This window comes from Pantoea sp. SYBGC1 (genome assembly GCF_057197005.1).
On sequence record NZ_JBXUNM010000003.1, the window covers coordinates 301,173 to 323,234 of the forward strand.

22 protein-coding genes are annotated in these 22,062 nt (G+C 57.5%); 9 read left to right on the plus strand and 13 right to left on the minus strand.

The features are described from left to right. Window positions 1–242 precede the first annotated feature (242 nt). Window positions 243–1,691, minus strand: a complete 1,449-nt coding sequence (thiI, locus tag AC2CF9_RS08735; RefSeq protein WP_150017672.1) for a tRNA uracil 4-sulfurtransferase ThiI — start codon at window positions 1,689–1,691, stop codon at window positions 243–245. A 234-nt stretch (window positions 1,692–1,925) separates the two neighbouring features. Here thiI and xseB point away from each other — a divergent pair, with 234 nt between their 5' ends. From xseB to AC2CF9_RS08755, 4 genes are all read left to right on the plus strand, one after another. After that, window positions 1,926–2,168, plus strand: coding sequence for an exodeoxyribonuclease VII small subunit (gene xseB / locus AC2CF9_RS08740; RefSeq protein ID WP_039382972.1), 243 nt, complete (start codon window positions 1,926–1,928; stop codon window positions 2,166–2,168). After that, entirely contained in the window at window positions 2,168–3,067 is a 900-nt protein-coding gene (gene ispA / locus AC2CF9_RS08745; RefSeq protein WP_484556776.1) for a (2E,6E)-farnesyl diphosphate synthase, read from the plus strand. Before xseB ends, ispA begins: the two co-directional genes overlap by 1 nt. Before the next feature lie 19 nt (window positions 3,068–3,086). Continuing rightward, complete coding sequence (dxs, locus tag AC2CF9_RS08750) at window positions 3,087–4,952, plus strand: 1-deoxy-D-xylulose-5-phosphate synthase (protein WP_065649961.1); 1,866 nt, start codon at window positions 3,087–3,089, stop codon at window positions 4,950–4,952. A gap of 68 nt (window positions 4,953–5,020) precedes the next feature. Continuing rightward, on the plus strand, window positions 5,021–5,995 hold the full coding sequence (locus AC2CF9_RS08755; RefSeq protein ID WP_484556777.1) for an aldo/keto reductase: 975 nt from the start codon (window positions 5,021–5,023) through the stop codon (window positions 5,993–5,995). A 731-nt stretch (window positions 5,996–6,726) separates the two neighbouring features. On the opposite strand, the gene pgpA is transcribed toward AC2CF9_RS08755, so the two are convergent. The 6 genes from pgpA to nrdR all read right to left on the minus strand — a co-directional run bounded on the left by pgpA (window position 6,727) and on the right by nrdR (window position 10,788). Next, window positions 6,727–7,218, minus strand: coding sequence for a phosphatidylglycerophosphatase A (gene pgpA / locus AC2CF9_RS08760; RefSeq protein ID WP_065649963.1), 492 nt, complete (start codon window positions 7,216–7,218; stop codon window positions 6,727–6,729). Further along, window positions 7,205–8,182, minus strand: coding sequence for a thiamine-phosphate kinase (thiL, locus tag AC2CF9_RS08765; RefSeq protein WP_484556778.1), 978 nt, complete (start codon window positions 8,180–8,182; stop codon window positions 7,205–7,207). Before thiL ends, pgpA begins: the two co-directional genes overlap by 14 nt. A gap of 45 nt (window positions 8,183–8,227) precedes the next feature. Next, window positions 8,228–8,647: a transcription antitermination factor NusB gene (nusB, locus tag AC2CF9_RS08770; RefSeq protein ID WP_039382966.1), complete on the minus strand. Its 420-nt coding sequence runs from the start codon at window positions 8,645–8,647 to the stop codon at window positions 8,228–8,230. 19 nt (window positions 8,648–8,666) lie between these two features. Beyond that, on the minus strand, window positions 8,667–9,137 hold the full coding sequence (ribH, locus tag AC2CF9_RS08775; protein ID WP_039382965.1) for a 6,7-dimethyl-8-ribityllumazine synthase: 471 nt from the start codon (window positions 9,135–9,137) through the stop codon (window positions 8,667–8,669). A 94-nt stretch (window positions 9,138–9,231) separates the two neighbouring features. Then, a complete protein-coding gene (ribD, locus tag AC2CF9_RS08780; protein ID WP_484556779.1) occupies window positions 9,232–10,335 on the minus strand; it encodes a bifunctional diaminohydroxyphosphoribosylaminopyrimidine deaminase/5-amino-6-(5-phosphoribosylamino)uracil reductase RibD in 1,104 nt (367 codons plus the stop codon). 3 nt (window positions 10,336–10,338) lie between these two features. Further along, window positions 10,339–10,788: a transcriptional regulator NrdR gene (gene nrdR, locus AC2CF9_RS08785; RefSeq protein WP_039382963.1), complete on the minus strand. Its 450-nt coding sequence runs from the start codon at window positions 10,786–10,788 to the stop codon at window positions 10,339–10,341. Window positions 10,789–10,960: 172 nt separating this feature from the next. Here nrdR and lysM point away from each other — a divergent pair, with 172 nt between their 5' ends. Both lysM and AC2CF9_RS08795 read left to right on the plus strand, forming a co-directional pair. Then, window positions 10,961–11,398 carry a peptidoglycan-binding protein LysM gene (gene lysM / locus AC2CF9_RS08790; RefSeq protein ID WP_039382962.1) on the plus strand — a complete coding sequence of 146 codons (438 nt, stop codon included), beginning with the start codon at window positions 10,961–10,963 and terminating at the stop codon, window positions 11,396–11,398. Window positions 11,399–11,413: 15 nt separating this feature from the next. Next, window positions 11,414–11,965 (plus strand): SadB/YajI family lipoprotein, encoded by a 552-nt coding sequence (locus AC2CF9_RS08795; RefSeq protein ID WP_484556780.1) that lies wholly within the window; start codon window positions 11,414–11,416, stop codon window positions 11,963–11,965. Between the two features lie 49 nt (window positions 11,966–12,014). On the opposite strand, the gene secF is transcribed toward AC2CF9_RS08795, so the two are convergent. From secF to queA, 5 genes are all read right to left on the minus strand, one after another. Further along, the gene (secF, locus tag AC2CF9_RS08800) at window positions 12,015–12,983 is read right to left on the minus strand and encodes a protein translocase subunit SecF (protein WP_065649969.1); all 969 of its coding nucleotides are present in this window, start codon (window positions 12,981–12,983) and stop codon (window positions 12,015–12,017) included. Window positions 12,984–12,993: 10 nt separating this feature from the next. Beyond that, window positions 12,994–14,841: a protein translocase subunit SecD gene (secD, locus tag AC2CF9_RS08805; RefSeq protein ID WP_150017683.1), complete on the minus strand. Its 1,848-nt coding sequence runs from the start codon at window positions 14,839–14,841 to the stop codon at window positions 12,994–12,996. A gap of 25 nt (window positions 14,842–14,866) precedes the next feature. Continuing rightward, the gene (yajC, locus tag AC2CF9_RS08810; RefSeq protein WP_039382958.1) at window positions 14,867–15,199 is read right to left on the minus strand and encodes a preprotein translocase subunit YajC; all 333 of its coding nucleotides are present in this window, start codon (window positions 15,197–15,199) and stop codon (window positions 14,867–14,869) included. Between the two features lie 25 nt (window positions 15,200–15,224). Then, complete coding sequence (gene tgt / locus AC2CF9_RS08815) at window positions 15,225–16,349, minus strand: tRNA guanosine(34) transglycosylase Tgt (RefSeq protein ID WP_039385736.1); 1,125 nt, start codon at window positions 16,347–16,349, stop codon at window positions 15,225–15,227. 71 nt (window positions 16,350–16,420) lie between these two features. Further along, window positions 16,421–17,500: a tRNA preQ1(34) S-adenosylmethionine ribosyltransferase-isomerase QueA gene (gene queA, locus AC2CF9_RS08820; RefSeq protein WP_145339263.1), complete on the minus strand. Its 1,080-nt coding sequence runs from the start codon at window positions 17,498–17,500 to the stop codon at window positions 16,421–16,423. Between the two features lie 103 nt (window positions 17,501–17,603). On the opposite strand from queA, the gene AC2CF9_RS08825 reads away from it, so the two are divergent. The 3 genes from AC2CF9_RS08825 (at window position 17,604) to AC2CF9_RS08835 (ending at window position 20,380) form a co-directional block, all read left to right on the plus strand. Then, window positions 17,604–18,185, plus strand: a complete 582-nt coding sequence (locus AC2CF9_RS08825) for an ACP phosphodiesterase (protein ID WP_484556781.1) — start codon at window positions 17,604–17,606, stop codon at window positions 18,183–18,185. A gap of 162 nt (window positions 18,186–18,347) precedes the next feature. Further along, window positions 18,348–19,154: an inositol monophosphatase family protein gene (locus AC2CF9_RS08830; RefSeq protein ID WP_039382955.1), complete on the plus strand. Its 807-nt coding sequence runs from the start codon at window positions 18,348–18,350 to the stop codon at window positions 19,152–19,154. Next, complete coding sequence (locus AC2CF9_RS08835) at window positions 19,151–20,380, plus strand: histidine-type phosphatase (RefSeq protein WP_484556782.1); 1,230 nt, start codon at window positions 19,151–19,153, stop codon at window positions 20,378–20,380. The genes AC2CF9_RS08830 and AC2CF9_RS08835 overlap by 4 nt, the downstream gene beginning before the upstream one ends. A 284-nt stretch (window positions 20,381–20,664) precedes the next feature. Here the strand turns inward: AC2CF9_RS08835 and proY are convergent, their stop codons facing one another. Continuing rightward, window positions 20,665–22,020: a proline-specific permease ProY gene (gene proY, locus AC2CF9_RS08840; protein WP_150017693.1), complete on the minus strand. Its 1,356-nt coding sequence runs from the start codon at window positions 22,018–22,020 to the stop codon at window positions 20,665–20,667. Between the last annotated feature and the right edge of the window lie 42 nt (window positions 22,021–22,062).

Genomic DNA, 22,062 nt, shown 5'->3' on the forward strand with positions numbered 1-22,062 from the left:
ATTAATGGCGCCCCTACGGAACCAGACGTAGGGGGCGCATTAATGCGCCCTTGGGCCGAATCAGATACCGCGCATAAACCCGGACGCCATAAATGGCGCCCCTACGGAGCCAGACGTAGGGGGCGCATTAATGCGCCCCTCAGTCAAATCAGGTACCGCACATAAACCAGGGCGCCATAAATGGCGCCCCAATAAATTCCGGTGATATCCCTGCGGATAATCCCGGTGGCGCCCCTGACGTACTATGGGCGATAAACTTTTACGTTTGTAAAACCCTGCTCATGCAGATAGAGCGCCTGCAGTTTGCTCATCACGCCACGATCGCAATAGAGCAGCCAGGTCCGGTTCTGATCCAGATCGCCAAACTGCGTGCTGAGCTTATAGAACGGCAGCGATTTCACTTCCACGCCGCTGAGATCCAGCGGGGAGGCATCCTGCTCGTCAGCGGCACGGATATCGAGCACCACATCATTAGCGCCAAAAGAGTCCACGGTCTCAACTTCCACCACTTCCTCTTCGGTCTGTTCAGCAATCTCACGGATATCGAGATTAGTCGCTTCCTGCACCACGCGATGGAGAATATCGAAGTTGAAATTCTGCTCTTCCGCTTCAATTTTGCCTTTCACCGCTTTAACCGTCGGGCTCTTTGAGATCACGCCGCAGTATTCCGGCATGGTGCGGGCGAAATCTTCCGTACCGATCTGCCGCGCCACGTTAATAATGTGCTCTTTATCGTGTGAAATCAGCGGACGCAGGATCAGCGTATCGGATGCATTATCGATCAGGCGCAGGTTGGTCAGCGTCTGGCTCGATACCTGGCCCAGCGCTTCGCCGGTCACCAGCGCCTGTACACCGTAGCGCTCAGCAATCATTGACGCGGCGCGAACCATCATGCGCTTCAGCACTACGCCCATCTGTCCGTCATCAACGTTTTCCAGAATCTCACCGACGACCGGCTCAAAATTGATGGCAACAAAGCGCACGCGGTGTGAGCGGCCAAAACGATTCCACAGATAGTGTGCCACCTGACGCACGCCAATCTCATGTGCCGCACCGCCAAGATTAAAGAAGCAGTAGTGCACGCGGCAGCCGCGTCGCATCAGCATGTAACTGGAAACACCGGAATCAAAACCACCGGAGATCAGCGACATCACATCTTCCTGCGTGCCGATTGGAAAGCCACCCAGCCCCTCAAAACGACCGGTAATCAGCAGCAGACGGTCGTCTTCAATCTCCAGATTAACCGTCTCATCCGGCTGCTTCAGCTGTACGCGCGCGCTGGCGATATGCTGATTCAGGCCGCCGCCTACATAGCGTTCCACATCCTGCGAACTGAAGCTGTGGGTGCCGCGACGTTTTACGCGCACGCTAAAGCTTTTATTTTCCAGGCGCTCACGATTCAGCGCCAGCGTCTGCTCAAAGATATCGTGCATATCGGTGTAAGCACGATCTTCAACGGCGAGCACATGATGAATACCGGGAATACGCGTCAGCTCATCCACAATGATTTCACGCAGCGCTTCATTTTTAGCGCGTACTTCAATGTGATCCCAGTGACGCACCACCTTGATATCCTCATTCAGAGAACGCAGGGTATTGCGGATATTGCCGGTAAGAATTTTGATAAAGCGCAGCCGCACCGACTGACTTTTGATGGTGATTTCAGGGAAGAGCTTGATGATAAACTTCATGGCGACACAGCTTCGTTGGGCAAATAAGTGCTAAAATCATCAGCACTTAGCTGGTAAGATCATAATATTGCGGGGATCGCGAGAGCGTCCGCATCCGAGGCGCAAAAGTATACCACCTTTACCGCGTGACTGCTTCTGCTACCGCAATCACATTCAACATTTTGCTTATTATTCCCTGTCGGCTACCATGACCGATTGCACGAAGATGTCCCAAACTGTGAGTCGACACTGATTATGCCGAAAAAAGCCGAAGCGCCTGTGAGTTTTGAAACCGCCCTGCAGCAGCTGGAACAGATTGTGAGCCGGCTGGAAAGCGGCGAACTGCCGCTGGAAGAGGCGCTGAATGAGTTTGAGCGCGGTGTGCAGCTGGCGCGCAGTGGTCAGCAGACGCTGCAGCAGGCTGAACAGCGCGTACAGATCCTGCTGAGCGATGATAAAACGGCCGACCTTACCCCTTTTACGCCGGATAACGACTAATGGATTTTGTCCAGCTACAGCAAACCTATTATGAGCGCGTAAATCAGGCGCTGACACGTTTAATAGATCCACTGCCTTTTCAGAGTTCCCCGCTGGTGAATGCCATGCATTATGGGGCACTATTAGGAGGTAAGCGTCTGCGTCCTTTTCTGGTCTATGCCACCGGTGAAATGCTTAACGCCGACGCAGCCAGCCTTGATGCGCCTGCCGCCGCCACAGAGTGTATCCACGCCTATTCGCTGATTCATGACGATCTGCCGGCGATGGATGATGACGCGCTGCGCCGCGGACAGCCTACCTGTCATATTCGTTATGGTGAAGATACGGCCATTCTGGCGGGCGATGCGCTGCAAACGCTGGCCTTCTCTATTCTGGCTGATGAACCAATGCCGGGCGTCAGCGCGGCGACGCGCGTGAGAATGATCTCTGAACTGGCGCAGGCCAGCGGCGTTGCCGGTATGTGCGGCGGCCAGGCGCTGGATTTAGCGGCCGAAGGCAAACAGATCGATCTGACGCAGCTTGAGCAGATCCATCGCCACAAAACCGGCGCGCTGATCCGTCTTGCCGTGCGTCTGGGCGCGCTGGCTGCAGGCGAGCCGGCTCGCCTGGCGCTGCCGCTGCTGGACACCTATGCTGATGCTATCGGCCTGGCGTTTCAGGTGCAGGATGACATTCTGGATGTCACCGGCGACACCGCCGTGCTGGGCAAAACCCAGGGCGCCGATCAGGCGCTGGGCAAAAGTACCTACCCGGCCCTGTTAGGGCTTGAGGGCGCGCGTATAAAAGCGCAGGCGCTCTATCAGGAAGCTTTGGGGGCGCTGGAGATCCTCGCCGGTCAGGGCTATGACACAAGCGTATTACAAGCGCTGGCAAGCTTCATAATTGAACGCGATAAATAACTTTCATAATGAGTCTCTGATGAGTTTTGATATTGCAAAATACCCGACACTGGCGTTAGCAGGCACGGTGCAGGAATTACGTTTACTGCCGAAAGAGAAACTTCCGGCCCTGTGCGACGAGCTGCGTCAGTATCTGCTGGATAGCGTCAGCCGCTCATCCGGCCACTTTGCGTCGGGTCTGGGCGTTGTCGAGCTGACCGTCGCATTGCATTACGTCTACAACACCCCGTTTGACCATCTGGTCTGGGACGTAGGCCATCAGGCTTATCCGCATAAAATTCTGACCGGACGCCGCGATCGCATCGGCACCATCCGGCAGAAAAACGGCCTGCATCCGTTTCCATGGCGCGGTGAGAGCGAATATGACGTCCTGAGCGTTGGACACTCTTCTACCTCTATCAGCGCCGGTCTCGGCATGGCGGTGGCCGCTGAACGGGAAGGCAAAGGTCGCCGCACCGCCTGTATCATCGGCGACGGCGCCATTACCGCCGGAATGGCGTTTGAGGCGATGAACCATGCCGGCGATATCAAGCCCGATATGCTGGTGATCCTCAACGACAATGAGATGTCGATCTCGGAGAACGTTGGCGCGCTGAATAACCGCCTGGCGCAGATCCTCTCCGGTAAAACCTATTCGCGCCTGCGCGAAGGCAGCAAGCGCGTGCTGGACGGTCTGCCGCCTATCAAAGAGCTGGTGAAGCGCACCGAAGAGCATCTGAAAGGCATGGTGGTACCCGGCACGCTGTTCGAGGAGCTGGGCTTTAACTACATCGGTCCGGTTGACGGACATGATGTGCTGACGCTGGTCAGCACGCTAAAGAATATGCGCGATCTTAAAGGTCCGCAGTTCCTGCATATCATGACCAAAAAAGGCAAAGGCTATGCCCCTGCCGAGCAGGATCCCATCGCCTGGCATGCCGTACCGAAGTTTGATCCGGCCAGCGGTGCGCTGCCAAAAAGCGTGCCCGGTCTGCCGAGCTACTCGAAGATTTTTGGCGACTGGCTGAGCGAGATCGCCGCTGACGATCCGCGCATGATGGCGGTCACGCCGGCAATGCGTGAAGGATCCGGCATGGTGAGCTACTCGCGCGCCTATCCGCAGCAATATTTTGACGTGGCGATTGCTGAACAGCACGCTGTGACTTTTGCTGCCGGCATGGCGATTGGCGGCTACAAGCCGGTCGTGGCGATTTACTCCACCTTCCTGCAGCGCGCTTACGATCAGGTGATCCACGATGTGGCGATTCAGCAGCTGCCGGTGCTGTTTGCTATCGACCGCGGCGGTATTGTCGGCGCGGATGGTCAGACGCATCAGGGCGCATTTGATATCGCCTATCTGCGCTGCGTGCCCGGCATGGTGATTATGACGCCAAGCGACGAGAATGAGTGTCGCCTGATGCTCTATACCGGTTATCACTATCAGGCGGGCCCGAGCGCGGTGCGCTATCCGCGCGGTACCGGTACCGGTGCCACGCTTGAGCCGCTCACCAGTCTGCCACTGGGCAAAGGGGTGGTGAAGCGTCAGGGTGAAAAACTGGCGATCCTCAACTTCGGCACGCTGCTGCCGGATGCGCAGGCCGCGGCCGAAGCACTAAACGCCACGCTGGTAGATATGCGCTTTGTGAAACCGCTGGATGAAACCCTGATTCGCGAGCTGGCGCAGAGCCATGAGGCGCTGGTAACGCTGGAAGAAGGTGCCATCATGGGTGGGGCCGGCAGCGGCGTAAATGAGTTTGTGATGGCGAAACGCCTGGCCGTGCCGGTGCTCAACCTTGGCCTGCCGGATGAGTTTATTCCGCAGGGTACTCAGGAAGAGGTGCGTCACGACTATCAGCTGGATGCTGCCGGCATTCAGCAGCAAATCGCGGCCTGGCTCGCGCAGTAACTCCCCTCTTCGCTCCTGCTGCTATGCTTACGGAATCATTTTCCCACGCATAAGAGCAGGAGCTCTCAATGAAAACCGTTCGTTTAGGCCAGACCGATCTCCAGGTATCCCGACTCTGCTTAGGCTGCATGACTTATGGCGATCCGATGCGCGGCAACCACGCCTGGACGCTGCCGGAAGAGAGCAGCCAGCCGCTGATCAAACAGGCGCTGGACGCGGGGATCAACTTTTTTGATACCGCCAACAGCTATTCTGACGGCAGCAGCGAAGAGATCCTCGGACGCGCGCTGAAAGATTTCGCGCGGCGCGATGACGTGGTGGTCGCGACCAAAGTTTACTTCCCGCTCAGCAACCTGTCGCAGGGCCTGTCGCGGCAGAATATTCTGCAGTCGATCGATGACAGCCTGATGCGACTCGGCATGGATCATGTGGATCTGCTGCAGATCCACCGCTGGGACTATGCCACGCCCGTTGAAGAGACGCTGCAGGCGCTGGATGAGGTCGTGAAAGCGGGTAAGGCGCGCTATATCGGCGCCTCTTCCATGCACGCCTCCCAGTTTGCTCAGGCACTGCAGCTGCAGCAAGATCATGGCTGGGCGCGCTTTGTCAGCATGCAGGATCAGTACAATCTGATCCAGCGCGAAGAGGAGAAAGAGATGCACCCGCTCTGTCAGCGTGAGGGCATCGCCGTGCTGCCGTGGAGCCCGCTGGCGCGCGGCAAACTGACGCGCCCCTGGGGGGAAACCACCGCGCGATCGGTCTCTGATAATGTGATGGAGAAGCTTTATACCGGCACCGAAGAGAACGACGCCGCGATTGCAGAGCGACTGGCTACCATTGCTGCGGAGAAAAAGGTGACGCGCGCGCAGGTCGCGCTGGCATGGCTGCTGCATAAACCCGTCGTGACTGCCCCTATCATCGGCGCTTCACGTGAGCAGCAGTTTGCCGAGCTGGTCAAAGCAGTTGACGTTGAATTGAGTGCGGAAGATATCGCCGAGCTGGAGATGGTCTATCAGCCGCATCCGGCTGTAGGGTATGAGTAAGCAATTGATATCCGCATAAACCAGGGCGGCATAAATGCCGCCCCTACATCATAATTTGTAGGGGGCGCATTCATGCGCCCCTGGCCGCGTCATATACCGCGGTTATACGCATTTATGCGCCTGAAACCAGGGCGGCATAAATGCCGCCCCTACAAAAACATAACGTAGGGGGCGCATTCATGCGCCCCTGGCCGAATCATATACCGCGGTTATACGCATTCATGCGCCTGAAACCAGGGCGGCATAAATGCCACCCCTACAAAAACATAACATAGGGGGCGCATTCATGCGTCCCTGGCCGAATCATATATCGCGGTTATACGCATTTATGTGCCTGAAACCAGGGCGGCATAAATGCCGCCCCTGCAAAAACATGACGTAGGGAGCGCATTCATGCGCCCCTGGCCGAATCATGTATCGCAGTTATACGTATCAATGCGCCTGAAACCAGGGCGGCATAAATGCCGCCCCTGCAAAAACATGACGTAGGGGGCGCATTCATGCGTCCCTGGCCGAATCATGTATCGCAGTTATACGTATCGATGCGCCTGAACCCAGGGCGGCATAAATGCCGCCCCTGCAAAAACATGACGTAGGGGGCGCATTAATGCGCCCCTGGCCGAATCATATATCGCAGTTATACGTATCGATGCGCCTGAAACCAGGGCGGCATAAATGCCGCCCCTACAAAAACATAACGTAGGGGGCGCATCATGCGCCCCTGGCCACCCCTACAGCAGCAGGCCGGCGCCGTATAATACGGCTGCGGAGACCACGCCGGCGATGATATCGTCGACCATAATGCCCATTCCGCCATGAACGTTCTTGTCGAACCAGCGAATAGGCCACGGTTTCCAGATATCAAAAATCCGGAAGATGACAAAGCCAGCCAGCACCCACCAGCCGTTGAGCACCGGGATCGCCATGAGCGTGATCCACATGCCGATAAACTCATCCCAGACGATGCTGCCGTGATCGTGTACGCCCATGTCACGCGCGGTGCGATGACAGAGATAGACGCCCACGCTGATACCCACCAGCACCACCAGTGAATAGAGCTGCAGCGGCAGAAACGTCATCAGCCACCAGAACGGGATCGCGGCCACCGAGCCTACGGTGCCTGGCATAAAAGGGCTTAATCCGCTGCCAAAACCGGTTGCCAGCAGATGCCAGGGATTGCGCATCCGCAGGCGACTTTTCGCTACATCTTTATCGCGCGTCAAAATGGTCAAATCCTTTATGGTTAAAGCGGCGCGGCTTACCGTGCTCCAGCAGCGTTAACCCTTCCGCTTCCGGGGCAATCTGCCCGATACAGGTATAAGGTGCGCCAAGCCGGCCCAGCGCCACATCCAGCGCGCCGCGGTTTACTTCAGGCACTGTGAAGCAGAGTTCATAATCTTCACCGCCGCTCAGCGCCCAGCGCAGCACCTGCTCTGGCGCAAAGTGATCGCGCAGCGTAGCGGAGAGCGGCAGCGCGTCGAGATTCAGGCGTGCGCCAACCCGGCTGGCCGTCAGAATATGGCCAAGATCGGAAATCAGGCCATCAGAGATATCGATTGCCGATGTCGCAAGGTTGCGCAGCGCCTGGCCCTGCAGCACGCGCGGCATTGGACGCAGATGACGCTTGATCAGCACCTCATGCACCGCCGGATCGTCAAGACGATGATGATGCTGCAGCAGCGACAGTCCCGCCGCGCTGTCACCCAGCGTGCCGGTAACGTAGATCCAGTCACCCGGCTTTGCACCGGAGCGCTTCAGCGCGCGCCCGACAGGCACCAGCCCGTGAATACCCAGCGTCAGGCTGAGCGGACCACGCGTAGTGTCGCCCCCAATCAGCTGCATATCGTAGTAGTCGAGCAGCTCAAACAGGCTGTCGCTGAAGCCCGCCAGCCAGGTCTCATCGACCTCAGGCAGCGTCAGCGCCAGCGTCAGCCATGCCGGATCGGCGCCCATCGCAGCTAAATCGCTGAGGTTTACCGCCAGCGCCTTATAGCCGAGGTCGGCCGGATGGATATCGCGTAAGAAATGGACGCCCGCTACCAGCGTATCGGTGCTGATAGCGAGGGTCTGTTTGTCAGGAACGTTCAGTAACGCACAGTCATCACCAATGCCCTTCTCCACGTCGCGACGGGAGCTGGTTACACGGTTGAAATAGCGTGCGATCAGTTCAAATTCACCACAGGACATAAATCAGGTCTCAATGAAAAAAGGCCGGTCACCCGGCCTTCTGCACTACTTTCTGTTTGGTCGTATTTGCGGAGCGGCTTTATCCAGCACGCCGTTGACAAACTTATGGCTGTCTTCAGCGCCAAACACTTTTGCCAGCTCAATACCTTCGTTGATGGCGACTTTATAGGGCACATCCGCACGCTTGCTCAGCTCATAGAGCGAGAGGCGCAGGATCGCTTTTTCTACCTGACCCAGCTCTTCAAGCTGGCGCGACAGCCAGGGTTTCATCAGGCCATCCAGGTACGCGCTGTTGGTCGCCACACCGGCCAGCAGTTCGCGGAAATAGCTAATATCGACGTCTTTGACGTCTTGTTCCGCCAGAAACTGGTATTCCACATCGGCAATGTCGTTGTTGGACAACTGCCAGGAGTAGAGCGCCTGGACAGCGCACTCACGGGCGCGACGACGAGCAGCAGGTTTCACAAAATTCCCCTTACAAAAATCAGGCTTTAATGGCTTTCAATACGTTGATCATTTCAAGTGCGGTCAGCGCGGCTTCTGCGCCTTTGTTACCCGCTTTCGTGCCGGCGCGTTCAATCGCCTGCTCGATATTTTCGGTGGTCAGAACGCCGAAGGTGACCGGGATTTCGCAGCTCATTGCCACGTTAGCGATACCGGAGCTCGCTTCACCTGCCACATATTCGAAGTGGGCAGTGCCGCCACGGATCACCGTGCCCAGCGCAACAATCGCGTCGTGCTTACCGGTATTCGCCAGCGCGCGTGCGGCCAGCGGCAGCTCATAGGCGCCCGGCACCCAGACCACAGTAATGTTTTCAGCTTTAACCTGACCGATACGCTTCAGCGCATCTACCGCGCCATCCAGCAGACTGTCATTGATAAAGTTGTTAAAACGCGCAATCACGATGGCAATTTTAGCATCAGGCGTGGCAACAGCAGCTTCGATAACGTTCATACATATCCTTTGGGTGTGTGTTTTATAGCCCCCGCAGAAGGGGGCGGATTCTATCATACTCTTTAGCCCGGCGCTCAGGCTTTTCCGTGCATGCTTAACGCAGGGTCAGGGTAAGACGCAGATCGTCACCCACTTTGCGCACATCACGAAAATCGAGGCGCGGCGCAGCGCTCAGCGCCTCCAGCCCGGGCAGCGTACAGAGCCCGCGTCCGGCGTCGCCAAGCAGCACCGGTGCGATATAAACAATCAGTTCATCTACCAGTCCGGCCTGAATCAGCGCACCCGCCAGGCCCGCTCCCGCCTCGACCCAGACACTGTTAATCTGGCGCTGACCAAGCAGCATCATCATGGCAACCAGATCAAGCTGTTCGCCGCGCGGCGGCACCGCAATCTGCGTTACGCCCTCCGGCCACGCGGCGTCATCAGGAGCGGTACGCATCAGCCAGCTCTCACCCGGCTGATGAATCAGCCGGTGCTGCGGCGTCACGCGCTGCTGGCTGTCAACCACCACCCGCACCGGCTGCCGCAGAGTCTGCGTATCCAGCTGCCGGCGAACGCTGTCGCTGAGTTCATCCACGCGTACCGTGAGTGATGGATCGTCGGCCAGCACGGTGGCGCTGCTGGTAAGAATGGCGGAACTCTGCGCGCGGAACTGCTGCACATCCCGGCGGGCGGCCGCCGAGGTGATCCACTTGCTCTCACCGCTCGCCATCGCTGTGCGCCCATCCAGTGAAGCGCCAAGCTTGAGCTGAATCCAGGGAAACCCGGTGCGCATACGCTTGAGAAAACCGCGATTGAGCGCTTCTGCTTCCGCCATCATCAGCCCGTGACTCACCTCAATTCCCGCCTGCTGCAGGCGCCAGAGACCGCGTCCTGCAACCTGCGGGTTAGGATCCTGCATGGCGGCTACCACGCGGCTGACGCCAGCGGCAATCAGCGCATCGCAGCAGGGTGGCGTCCGGCCATGATGGCTGCACGGCTCCAGCGTAACGTAGGCGGTTGCGCCGCGCGCCTGCTCTCCGGCCATGCGCAGCGCATGCACTTCAGCATGCGGTTCACCCGCGCGCTGATGCCAGCCTTCGCCGACAATTGTGCCGTCACGCACGATCACGCAGCCGACATTGGGGTTTGGCGTGGTAGTGAAACGACCGCGTCGCGCCAGTTCCAGCGCGCGCGCCATATAGCGAGCATCGGTCATGATTCAGTCCTGTAAGCGGGCGATCTCTTCGCCAAAGTCGCGAATATCTTCAAAGCTGCGGTAGACCGAGGCGAAGCGGATATAGGCGACCTTATCCAGTTTTTTTAGCTCTTCCATCACCAGGTTGCCAATCAGCTTGCTGGCAATCTCACGTTCGCCGGTCGCACGCAGCTGGGTTTTAATGTGATTGACTGCGCTATCGACCGCATCAGCACTGACGGGACGCTTCTCCAGCGCCTTCATCATGCCGCTGGTCAGCTTATCTTCGTTAAAAGGCTCACGCACGTCGTTGCTTTTTACCACACGCGGCATCACCAGCTCCGCCATCTCAAATGTGGTAAAGCGCTCATGGCAAACCAGACACTGACGGCGGCGGCGCACCGAGGAACCTTCACTGACCAGGCGTGAGTCGATCACTTTGGTATCCACAGCGGAACAGAATGGGCAATGCATGACGTTTCCTGTCGCGAGATTTTGGGCCACACAGTGTAACGCGAACTCACATTTAACAAAACAGAGGCCGCCTGCCTGGCGATTTTTTCAGCGCTCATAACCGCTTCTGCCGGAAAATTTTAAAAACGCACTACGCTTAAAGAGCCAATCCGGCACAATCACAGGAGGAACTATGGGTCTGTTTAACTTCGTCAAAGAAGCAGGAGAGAAACTGTGGGACAGCGTGACAGGCGGTGATGACTCCAGCAAAAAGCTGCAGGACCACATTAACAAGCTCGGCCTGCCAGACAGCGATAAAGTCAACGTCAATGTGCAGGGTGATACCGTGACCGTCAGCGGCGACGGCATTTCACAGGAGCTTAAAGAGAAGATTCTGGTGGCAGCGGGTAACGTTGCCGGCATCACTAAAGTGGATGATAAAGTTACCGTCAGCGATACCGCACGCGAAGCCAACCTCTACACAGTGAAGAAAGGCGACACCCTGAGCGCTATTTCCAAACAGGTCTACGGCGATCCGAATCAGTACAACAAAATCTTTGAAGCTAACAAGCCGATGCTGAGCCATCCGGACAAAATCTATCCGGGCCAGGTACTGCGTATTCCGGAATAAGGTGCGGGAGAGAGCATGAGACTCAGGAGCTTACCGGTTCCGGCAGTGCTGTCGCTGCTGCTGCTGAGCGGCTGCAGCACCCCGCCTCCTGCCCCGCAGGTCAGAGAGCTGCATCAGGAGGTGAGCCAGCTCAATCAGCAGATGCGTCATCTCACCCGCCGCGCCAGCGCGCTGGAGCAGCAGGGCCAGCTTAACAGCCGCTCCACTCAGGGCGCATGGCTGGTGCCCGGTTCCGCAACGCCGGTTGATCTGGAGACGCAGCTGGGTACGCTGCGTCTCTCACTGCTGAAGGTGAGTGCAGAAGCTAATGGCAGCCAGGCCAGCCTGGTTATCCGCTCTGCTGATGACAAGTCGCTACCGGCGCTGAGCGCGACCGTGGTGTGGGGTGAAAGCGATCCCGCCAGCGGTCAGCCGCTGGCCGCCGACAGCCTGAGTCAGCGCATCAGCGTGCCCGCCAGCCTGGTGCCGCGCAGCACGGTAACGGTGCCGCTGCGCCTGAGCGATCTGACACCGGATCGGCTCGGCTATGTGCGCGTACATGAGGTAACGGCAGACGCCGCGCCATAAAAAAAGGCCCTTCCGGAGAAGGGCCTTTTTGCATCGGTCAGCGCCGGGCTTACGGCAGAATAGAAGGCTGATCGGCGCCCTCTTTTTCCACTTTCTGCACCAGCATGTGCTCACGCTTCATCCCCAGCTTCAGCGCCAGCGCTGAAGAGACGTAGATGGATGAGATCGTACCGATGGTCACACCAATCAGCATCGTGAGCGAGAAGCCTTTCAGCAGCGCGCCGCCAAAGATGAACAGGATCAGGATCATCGCCAGCGTGGTGATAGAGGTGATCAGGGTACGGCTCAGCGTCTGGGTCAGCGACACGTTGGTGATATCGTAAGAAGAACCGCGACGGATCTTACGGAAGTTCTCACGAATACGGTCAGAAACCACAATCTTATCGTTAAGCGAGTAACCAATTACCGACATCAGCGAGGCAACGATGGTCAGATCGATTTCGATGCTGAACAGCGCCAGCAGGCCGCAGGTGATGATAACGTCATGCGCCAGCGCCAGTACGGTGCCCAGCGCCAGACGCCATTCAAAGCGAAACCCGATGTAAATCAGAATGGCGATCAGCGCAGAGAGCAGCGCCATCGCCCCCGCCTGCGCCAGGTCGCTACCTACGCTTGGTCCGACAAACTCAATGCGTTTTACCGTTGCGTTCTGCTGCGTGGTCTGGTTGATAGAGGACAACACCTTGTTGCCCAGCTCCTGACCCGCATTGCCAGTCGCAGGTGGCATCCGCACCATCACGTCGCGGCTGCTGCCAAAGTTCTGCACCAGCGGCTCGTCAAAGCCCGCTTTTACCAGCCCTTCGCGCAGCGCATCGAGGTCTGCAGGCTTCTCCAGGTTAATCTCAATCACCGTACCGCCGGTGAAATCGAGTCCCCAGTTAAACCCGCGCACGCCGATAATGGCGATGGACGCCACGATCAGCAGACCCGAGATGATAAACGCCAGCGTATCCCAGCGCATAAAGTCTACGACCTTACGCCCGTGGTTCAGCTGTTCAATACTATATTCCTGTGCCACAACGCACTCCTCAGATAGACAGCTTGTTGATGCGTTTGCCGCCGTACACCAGGTTAACGATGGCACGGGTGCCGACGATAGCGGTAAACATCGAGGTTGCAATACCGATAGCGGTGGTGATTGCAAAGCCTTTGATGGAGCCGGTACCAACCGCATAAAGAATGATGACTTTAATCAGCGTGGTGACGTTGGCGTCGACGATACTGGAGAAGGCGCCTTTGTAGCCCTCATGAATCGCCTGCTGTACCGAGCGTCCGTTACGCAGCTCTTCTTTGATACGTTCGTTAATCAACACGTTGGCATCTACGGCAACCGCCAGCGTCAGCACGATACCGGCAATGCCCGGCATGGTGAGCGTGGCGCCTGGCAGCAGCGACATGATGCCGACAATCAGCACCAGGTTACACAGCAGCGCGCTGGTCGCGATCAGACCAAACTTTTTGTAGAACACCACCATAAAGATGATCGAGGCGATCAGACCCCACAGGCAGGCTTCCAGACCCTGGGTGATGTTCTGCTGACCCATGGTCGGGCCAATGGTACGCTCTTCGACAATCTGAATCGGCGCAATCAGCGCACCGGCACGCAGCAGCAGCGACAGCTGACGCGCTTCGTTCGGGTTGCTGATACCAGTGATGCGGAAGCTGTTACCCAGCCGTGACTGAATGTTCGCCACGTTGATCACTTCTTCCTGCTTCGCCAGAATCGCTCTGCCGTTGGCATCTTTCTTACCGCTGTCCTTGTACTCCACAAACAGGGTCGCCATCGGCTTGCCGATGTTGTCCTTGGTGAAGTTCGACATGATGTTACCGCCCGCGCCATCCAGTGAAATATTCACCTGCGGCTGGTTGTACTCATCCATGCTGGACGTGGAATCGGTGATGTGATCGCCGGTAAGAATGACGCGCTTATAGAGCACAACCGGCTGCCCTTCCCGCGTTTTCTTCACTTCTGAGTCACCCGGTACGCGTCCATTTGCCGCAGCACCCGGATCCACGCTGGTGTTAACCAGACGGAACTCCAGCGTCGCGGTGGCACCAAGGATCTCTTTCGCCCGCGCGGTATCCTGGATCCCCGGCAGCTCAACCACGATGCGGTCGGCACCCTGACGCTGTACCAGCGGCTCGGCAACGCCCAACTGGTTAACACGATTACGCAGGATATTAATATTCTGCTGTACCGCATATTCCCGCGCTTCGCTCAGGCGCGCATCGGTCATCACCGCGCGCATTGCATCGCTGCCCGCACTGGTGAATACCATATCGCGGTGGCGTGGCGTCAGGTAGCCGATCGCGTCATCGCGGCTTTTGGCGTCGCGGAAACGCACTTCCACACCGTAGTTAGCGAGTTTGCTGACGTTGGTGTAAGGAATATTCTTTTCACGCAGATCGCTGCGCAGGCCGTCTGCATTCTGCTCCTGCAGCTTGCCCAGTGCGGTATCCATATCCACTTCCATCAGGAAGTGCACCCCGCCCCGCAGGTCCAGGCCGAGTTTCATCGGTTCCGCTGCCAGCAGGGTGAGCCAGCGCGGCGTGGCCGGAGCGAGGTTGAGGGCTACCACGAAATCGTCACCCAGCGCAGTCGTAAGCGCTTCGCGCGCGCGCAGCTGCACATCGGTGTTATCGAAACGCGCCAGAATAGCGCCATTTTCCAGTGCGAGGGATTTGCTCTGAATGTTGTCTTGTTTGAGTACGTTCTGGATCTGATCCAACGTCTGCTCACTGGCGGCGCTTCCGCGCGCACCAGTGATCTGAACGGCCGGATCCTCACCATAAAGGTTAGGAAGCGCATACAGCAGGCCGATGAGAATAACGACGACCAGCATGATGTACTTCCACAAAGGATAACGGTTTAACACGGCAGTTCCCTTCGGGAAAATAAAATTACAGCGCCTTCATCGACCCTTTCGGCAGGACGGCGGCCACGAAATCACGTTTAATCACTACTTCAGTGGTGTCGTTCAGGGCGATAGCGATATAACCGGTATCAGCAACTTTAGTGACACGACCCACCAGGCCGCCGTTGGTCAGCACTTCATCCCCTTTCGAGATGGAGTCCATCAGCTTTTTATGATCTTTGGCGCGCTTCTGCTGCGGACGCAGGATCATGAAGTAGAAAATCAGACCAAAAACCACCAGCATGATCACCAGAGAATACGGACTTCCCTGTGACGGAGCGCCCGCTGCTGCGACGGCGTCAGAAATGAAAAAGCTCATTTAATTTCCCTCATTGATAGAATAATCAGACGTTTAACGGTGGAACCGCTTTGCCCGTCCGTAGGTAGAACTCGCTAACAAAGTGCTCTAATTTACCCTCTTCGATGGCCTGGCGTAAACCCGCCATCAGACGCTGGTAATAGCGCAGATTGTGAATCGTATTCAGGCGTGCGCCCAGTATTTCGTTACAGCGATCAAGATGATGCAAGTAGGCGCGGCTGTAATTGCGACAGGTGTAACAATCACACTCCGCATCCAGCGGTGCGGTGTCATCTTTATACTTCGCGTTGCGGATTTTCACCACGCCGTCGGTAACAAACAGATGACCGTTGCGCGCGTTGCGGGTAGGCATAACGCAGTCAAACATATCGATACCGCGGCGTACGCCTTCCACCAGATCTTCTGGCTTTCCGACGCCCATCAGATAGCGCGGTTTATCCTGCGGAATTTGCGGGCAGACATGTTCCAGAATACGGTGCATATCCTCTTTAGGCTCACCCACCGCGAGGCCGCCCACAGCGTACCCATCAAAGCCAATCTCTACCAGACCTTTGACGGAGACATCTCGTAAATCTTCGTAAACACCGCCCTGGATAATCCCGAACAGCGCATTTTTATTACCGAGCGAATCAAAGCGATCGCGGCTGCGTTGTGCCCAGCGCAGCGACATCTCCATCGAACGTTTTGCATAATCCCAGTCAGCCGGATATGGCGTGCACTCGTCGAAAATCATCACGATATCGGAGCCGAGATCGTACTGGATCTCCATCGATTTTTCCGGATCGAGGAAGATCGGATCGCCGTTGATGGGGTTGCGGAAATGCACGCCCGCTTCGGTGATTTTACGGATATCACCCAGGCTAAATACCTGGAAGCCGCCCGAATCGGTCAGAATCGGCCCCTGCCAGTTCATAAAGTCATGCAGATCGCCGTGCAGCTTCATGATCTCCTGACCCGGACGCAGCCAGAGGTGGAAGGTGTTGCCCAGCAGGATCTGCGCACCGGTCTCTTTCACCTCTTCCGGCGTCATGCCTTTAACGGTGCCATACGTGCCCACCGGCATAAATGCCGGGGTTTCAACCACGCCGCGATCGAAAACCAGACGTCCGCGACGCGCGCGTCCGTCTGTGGTATCTAATTCAAATTTCACATTAACCTCATCAGAGAAACAGTCTGATTTACCCGGCTGAACCCGCGCCACCCGCAGGCGGCACCGGAACATTAAGGGTGTGTGCTTCCGACAGGTTCGTCAGGAGCGTGCGGATTACGGGTGATGTACATCGCATCCCCGTAGCTAAAGAAACGGTACTGCTCGGCCACCGCGCTCTGGTACGCCGCCATGGTGTTTTTATAACCGGCAAACGCAGAAACCAGCATGATCAGCGTCGATTCCGGCAGATGGAAGTTGGTAATGAGCGCATCGATAATCTGGTAGCGATAGCCCGGATAGATAAAGATCTGCGTATCATCAAAGAAAGGCGCCAGTGGCGCATCCTGACTCGCCTGCGCGGCGCTCTCCAGCGAGCGTACCGATGTGGTCCCCACCGCGACAACTTTATTACCGCGTGCTTTACAGGCCAGCACCGCGTCAACCACATCCTGCGGCACCTCTGCATATTCCGAGTGCATGATATGGTCATTGATATTTTCAACGCGCACCGGCTGGAAGGTCCCCGCCCCAACGTGCAGCGTCACAAACGCCATCTCCACCCCTTTGGCTTTCAGCGCCTCCAGCAGCGGTTCATCAAAGTGCAGCCCGGCGGTTGGCGCAGCCACCGCGCCAGGACGGGCGCTGTATACCGTCTGGTAAAGCTCGCGATCGGCCTCTTCATCCGGGCGATCGATATAGGGCGGCAGCGGCATATGGCCTACGCTATTGAGAATATCGAGCACCGCGCGTTCATCGGTAAAGGCGATCTCAAACAGCGCGTCGTGCCGCGCCACCATGGTCGCTTTTACGCTCTCATCATCGCCCAGCAGCAGCTCAGCGCCCGGCTTTGGCGCCTTTGAGGCGCGCACGTGCGCCAGCACCCGCTTGTCATCCAGCATACGCTCTACCAGCATCTCAATCCGGCCGCCGCTGGCTTTACGTCCATAGACGCGCGCCGGGATCACCCGCGTATTATTGAACACCAGCAGATCGCCGGGATTAAGCTTCTCCAGCACATCGGTAAAGACACCGTGCGTCAGGGCGCCGCTCGGGCCATCAAGGGATAGCAGACGGCATCCGCTGCGCTGCGCCTGGGGATAGTGGGCAATCAGGGATTCGGGCAACTCAAAGCTAAAATCGGCGACACGCATGTATAACTTTTTCCGGACTCAAAAACAGGCGGCATAGTTTAGCGGAAAAGTGGGAAATTCTGAACAACTGGCTGCAGAGACGCGATTCTGCCTATAATAGCGCATGAATTTTCTTGCTCACCTTCATCTTGCCACGCTGGCAGAAAGCTCGCTGCTGGGCAACCTGCTGGCCGACTTTGTGCGCGGCAACGTTCAGGCGCAGTGGCCGGCACCGGTCGCAGCGGGGATCGCTCTGCACCGCCGTATCGATGTGCTGACGGACAACCTGCCTGAAGTACGTACCGCCCGGCAGTGGTTTCGTCCGGAAACGCGGCGCGTAGCCCCGATTACGCTTGATGTGATCTGGGATCATTTTCTTGCGCGCCACTGGCAGCAGTTCCAGCCCGATATCTCACTCGCCGCCTTTAGCGAGGCCGCGCAGCAGCACATTGTGCCGCAGCTGGCGGGAACGCCAGAAAGCTTTATTGAGCTCAACGCGGTGATGTGGCGCGAACGCTGGTTTGAACACTATGCAGAACCGGCGCGGCTGGAGCGGGTGCTGCGCGGCATGGCATATCGCCGTCCCCGTCTTGCGGCACTGCGCGACTCCTATCAGGATTTTGTTGAACACTACGACGCGCTGGAAGCGCTGTTTTTTGCTTTCTATCCGCGTCTGATGGCGGATGCTCGCGCGCAGCGCCTCTGAATCCGTAATCCGCGCCAATACCTCTTCTCCCCTCTTGCCAGCCGCATATATCTGCGGCTTAATGAAGCCTTTCTTAACTTTACCAGACCCGGCCACACCACCATTCCGCCTGTTCAGGCACGTCTGGTTACTACACCAGCCAGAAAATGATAAGAGGGAAACATGTCATCAGCTACGTTAACTGAATTAGAGGCGCGCTATCAGTTTGCCTGCGAGGTCGCCAGAGCCGCTGGCAGTCGCGCCATGTCGTGGTATCAGCAGCGTAACCAGCTGGTTGCAGAATATAAGAAGGATTTACAGGATCTGGTCAGTGAAGCTGACCGCAACGTTGAGGAGTTAATCCGGCACCTTATCCTTGAACGCTTTCCTGAAGACGCGGTTATCGGTGAGGAGAGCGGCGGAGACGCCGGACAGGCACGCTTTATCTGGGTTGTTGACCCGATTGATGGCACCAGCAACTTTCTCAGCGGGCTGCACAACTGGTGCGTGGCGCTGGCGATTGTGTGTGAAGGCGAACCGGTTATTGGCGTGGTCTGCGATCCCAATCATCAGGAGATCTTTCACGCCTGCCGGGGCAAGGGCGCATGGATGAATGAGCAGCGTATCCGGGCACACAGCGCCGGCCAGCTGAGCCAGGGGCTGTTTGGTCTGGGCTGCTCCACCAGTCAGCCTGCGGCTCCGCTGCTCGACTTTATCAGCGCGCTGCTGCAGCAGGGCGGCATGTTTATCCGCAACGGTTCCGGTGCGCTGATGAGCGCGTGGGCGGCCGCCGGGCGGCTGACCGGCTATTACGAAGCGCGTATGCAGCCGTGGGACGGTCTGCCTGGCATCGTACTGATGCGGGAAGCGGGTGGAGAGACCAACCGTTATGAGCAGAACAATGGCCTGACGCAGGGCAATCCGGTACTGCTGGCTAACGCCACGCTCTGGCCGCAGATCAATGCGCTGCTGGCGGAGCCGCTGACGTGAAATCGCTGCTGATATTGCTGCTGCTGCCGCTGCTCGCCACCGCAGCCGATCCCTGGCAGCTGGAAAAGGTGGTGGAGATCGGCCGGCACAGCGTACGTCCTCCGACGGCGGCTAACCGGGCAGAGATTGAAGCGGCCACGCAGCGCCCCTGGCCGCGCTGGAGCACGGCAGATGGTGAACTTACCGGTCACGGCTACAGCGCGGTAGTGAATAAAGGACGCTGGCAGGGTAACTATTACCGTCAGGCGGGCCTGCTCCACGCGGGCTGCCCTGACAGCCGGCAAATTTATGTGCGCGCCAGCCCGCTGCAGCGCACGCGGGCCACGGCTCAGGCGCTGACTGACGGCGCGTTTCCCGGCTGCGGTGTGCCGGTGCACGTTGTCGCTGATGGGCCGGACCCTCTGTTTCAGAGCGATAAATTTCCGTTTGCCCGGACCGATCCTGCCCGCGAGCAGGCAGCGATTGCCGCACGGGCTGGCGACCTTGCTGCGCTGCAGCAGCGGCTGCAGCCGGCGATCCGGCAGCTGAATGCGGCGGTCTGCGACGGCGATTGCCGCTTTTTTTCGCGCCCGTGGCAGCTGAAGCAGACCCGGAGCGGCCACAGCTATATTCAGGGATTAAGCGTGATGGCGAGCATGGTGGAAACGCTGCGTCTCGGCTGGAGTGAAAATCTGCCGCCGGAGGCGCTGGCGCAGGGGCGCCTGAACAGCGCGCAGCAGATTACGGCGCTGCTACCGCTGCTCACCGCCAATTACGATCTGAGTAACGATGTCCCTTATCTGGCACAAAAGCGCGGCTCACTATTGCTCGATGCGGCGATTGCGGCGCTCGAAGATCGCCCCGGCTCGCCCGATACCCGCTGGCTGCTGCTGGTGGCCCACGATACCAATATCGCGATGGTGCGCACCCTGATGCATTTCAGCTGGCAGCTGCCGGGCTACGCGCGCGGTAATATCCCGCCGGGCAGCAGCCTGGTGTTTGAGCGCTGGCGCAATACGCGTGATAACAGCCGCCGGCTGCGCATTTATTTTCAGGCGCAGAGCCTGGATGCGCTGCGCCAGCTCGCGCCGGTGGATCGCCAGCACCCTTTACTGCAGGCAGAGTGGCATCAGCCAGACTGTCACGACAGCGCTATCGGCACGCTCTGTCCTTATCAATCGACGCTGGCTCAGCTCAGAAAAGAAATCGACAGCAGCGCCCTCGCCCCCGTCACGTGGGCTCCCTGAATCAGTTGCACCTTTGTTCAGCCCGCCATGCGGGCTTATCAGTTTCCCGGCCGTCTCTTCGTTCTGCTGAAGCGTTTTTAGGGCTGAACTGCGATAATTCTATATTTGTCCGCTGTGACATAACGCTATGAAATTTAGCGTATTCTGAGTGCGTCAATCATCCCTTAGTTTTGACCTATTTTTCCGTTTTGGTTCTATTTTTCGGCGACAGGATGCGCCGAATACTTTTTTTCCCATAAAAAAAGTCGCCACACAGGGCGACTCTTTTCTTTTTAGCCTGACGCTCAGCGTTTCTGCCTTTTCACCAGCGGCCACGCCAGCAGCAGCAGCACAATCCAGGCAAAGCCCACGTAGAGTGAAATTCGCGTATCAGGGAAATAGCCAATCAGCGCAATGATAAAGGCGAGAAACAGCACGCCTGCCCAGGTGGTGGCACTGCCGCCCGGTACGGCAAACTGCAGCTGCGCCGCCTGCGCCTTGCCAATTTTGCGCCGGAATGCAATCTGCGACAGCAGGATCATGATCCATACCCAGACCGTGGCAAAGGTCGCCAGCGAGGCGATCACCAGGAAGACTTTTTCCGGCATCAGGTAGTTCAGATAGACGGCGATAAGCATCGCAAACATCATCACCACCACCGTCACCCACGGGATGCCGCGCGAAGAGACTTTCTGGAACACTTTAGGCGCATGGCCCTGTTGCGCCATACCGTGCAGCATACGCCCCACGCCAAAGACATCGCTGTTGATGGCAGATAGCGAAGCGGTCAGCACGACAAAGTTAAGAATTGACGCCGCCGCTGCAATACCCAGGTGCTGGAACGTCAGCACAAAGGGGCTGCCCTCGGTACCGACCTGATTCCACGGATAGATCGACATAATGACAAACAGCGTACCCACATAAAACACCAGGATACGCAGCGGCACCGAATTGATCGCGCGCGGAATCGATTTGGCGGGCTCATCCGCTTCACCGGCGGTGATACCGATGATTTCGATACCGCCATAGGCAAACATCACCATCTGCAGCGAGAGCAGCATACCCACAATACCGTGAGCGAAGAAGCCACCGTTGCTCCAGAGATTATGGATCCCGGTCGGCGTTCCGCCGTTGCCGATGCCCCAGAAAATCATGCCAAAGCCCGCCACAATCATGATGATAATGGTGGCGACCTTAAAGAAGGAGAACCAGAACTCTACTTCGCCAAACACCTTCACGCTCATCAGGTTGATGGCGCCGATAATCAGCACTACCGACAGCACCCAGATCCAGTGCGGCACATCCGGAAACCAGACGCCCATATAGATGCCAAACGCGGTGACGTCCGCGATCGCCACAATCAGGATCTCAAAGCAGTAGGTCCAGCCGGTGATGTAGCCCGCCAGCGGACCGAGATAATCCTGCGCATAGCGCGAAAAGGAGCTGGATTGCGGATTGTTAACCGACATCTCCCCCAGCGCGCGCATGATGATATAGGCCACCGCGCCACCAATAATATAGGCCAGCAAAACGCTGGGTCCCGCCATCCTGATAGCATCCGCCGAGCCGTAAAACAGCCCGGTGCCGATTGCCGATCCCAGCGCCATAAAGCGAATATGGCGCGTGCTCAGTCCGCGTTTGAGCGTGTTGGTTTCTTGCATAACAAACAGGTCCTGTGAAAATGAAAAAACCACGGGCAAGCC

Coding starts and splice junctions, on each gene's coding strand:
- queA (WP_145339263.1), bottom strand. CDS start 17,500: ATGCGTGTCGCCGATTTTAGCTTTGAGTTGCCCGAATCCCTGATTGCC.
- xseB (WP_039382972.1), top strand. CDS start 1,926: ATGCCGAAAAAAGCCGAAGCGCCTGTGAGTTTTGAAACCGCCCTGCAG.
- ispA (WP_484556776.1), top strand. CDS start 2,168: ATGGATTTTGTCCAGCTACAGCAAACCTATTATGAGCGCGTAAATCAG.
- AC2CF9_RS08830 (WP_039382955.1), top strand. CDS start 18,348: ATGTCATCAGCTACGTTAACTGAATTAGAGGCGCGCTATCAGTTTGCC.
- lysM (WP_039382962.1), top strand. CDS start 10,961: ATGGGTCTGTTTAACTTCGTCAAAGAAGCAGGAGAGAAACTGTGGGAC.
- AC2CF9_RS08755 (WP_484556777.1), top strand. CDS start 5,021: ATGAAAACCGTTCGTTTAGGCCAGACCGATCTCCAGGTATCCCGACTC.
- proY (WP_150017693.1), bottom strand. CDS start 22,020: ATGCAAGAAACCAACACGCTCAAACGCGGACTGAGCACGCGCCATATT.
- yajC (WP_039382958.1), bottom strand. CDS start 15,199: ATGAGCTTTTTCATTTCTGACGCCGTCGCAGCAGCGGGCGCTCCGTCA.
- ribD (WP_484556779.1), bottom strand. CDS start 10,335: ATGACCGATGCTCGCTATATGGCGCGCGCGCTGGAACTGGCGCGACGC.
- thiI (WP_150017672.1), bottom strand. CDS start 1,691: ATGAAGTTTATCATCAAGCTCTTCCCTGAAATCACCATCAAAAGTCAG.
- nrdR (WP_039382963.1), bottom strand. CDS start 10,788: ATGCATTGCCCATTCTGTTCCGCTGTGGATACCAAAGTGATCGACTCA.
- dxs (WP_065649961.1), top strand. CDS start 3,087: ATGAGTTTTGATATTGCAAAATACCCGACACTGGCGTTAGCAGGCACG.
- ribH (WP_039382965.1), bottom strand. CDS start 9,137: ATGAACGTTATCGAAGCTGCTGTTGCCACGCCTGATGCTAAAATTGCC.
- AC2CF9_RS08795 (WP_484556780.1), top strand. CDS start 11,414: ATGAGACTCAGGAGCTTACCGGTTCCGGCAGTGCTGTCGCTGCTGCTG.
- thiL (WP_484556778.1), bottom strand. CDS start 8,182: ATGTCCTGTGGTGAATTTGAACTGATCGCACGCTATTTCAACCGTGTA.
- AC2CF9_RS08825 (WP_484556781.1), top strand. CDS start 17,604: ATGAATTTTCTTGCTCACCTTCATCTTGCCACGCTGGCAGAAAGCTCG.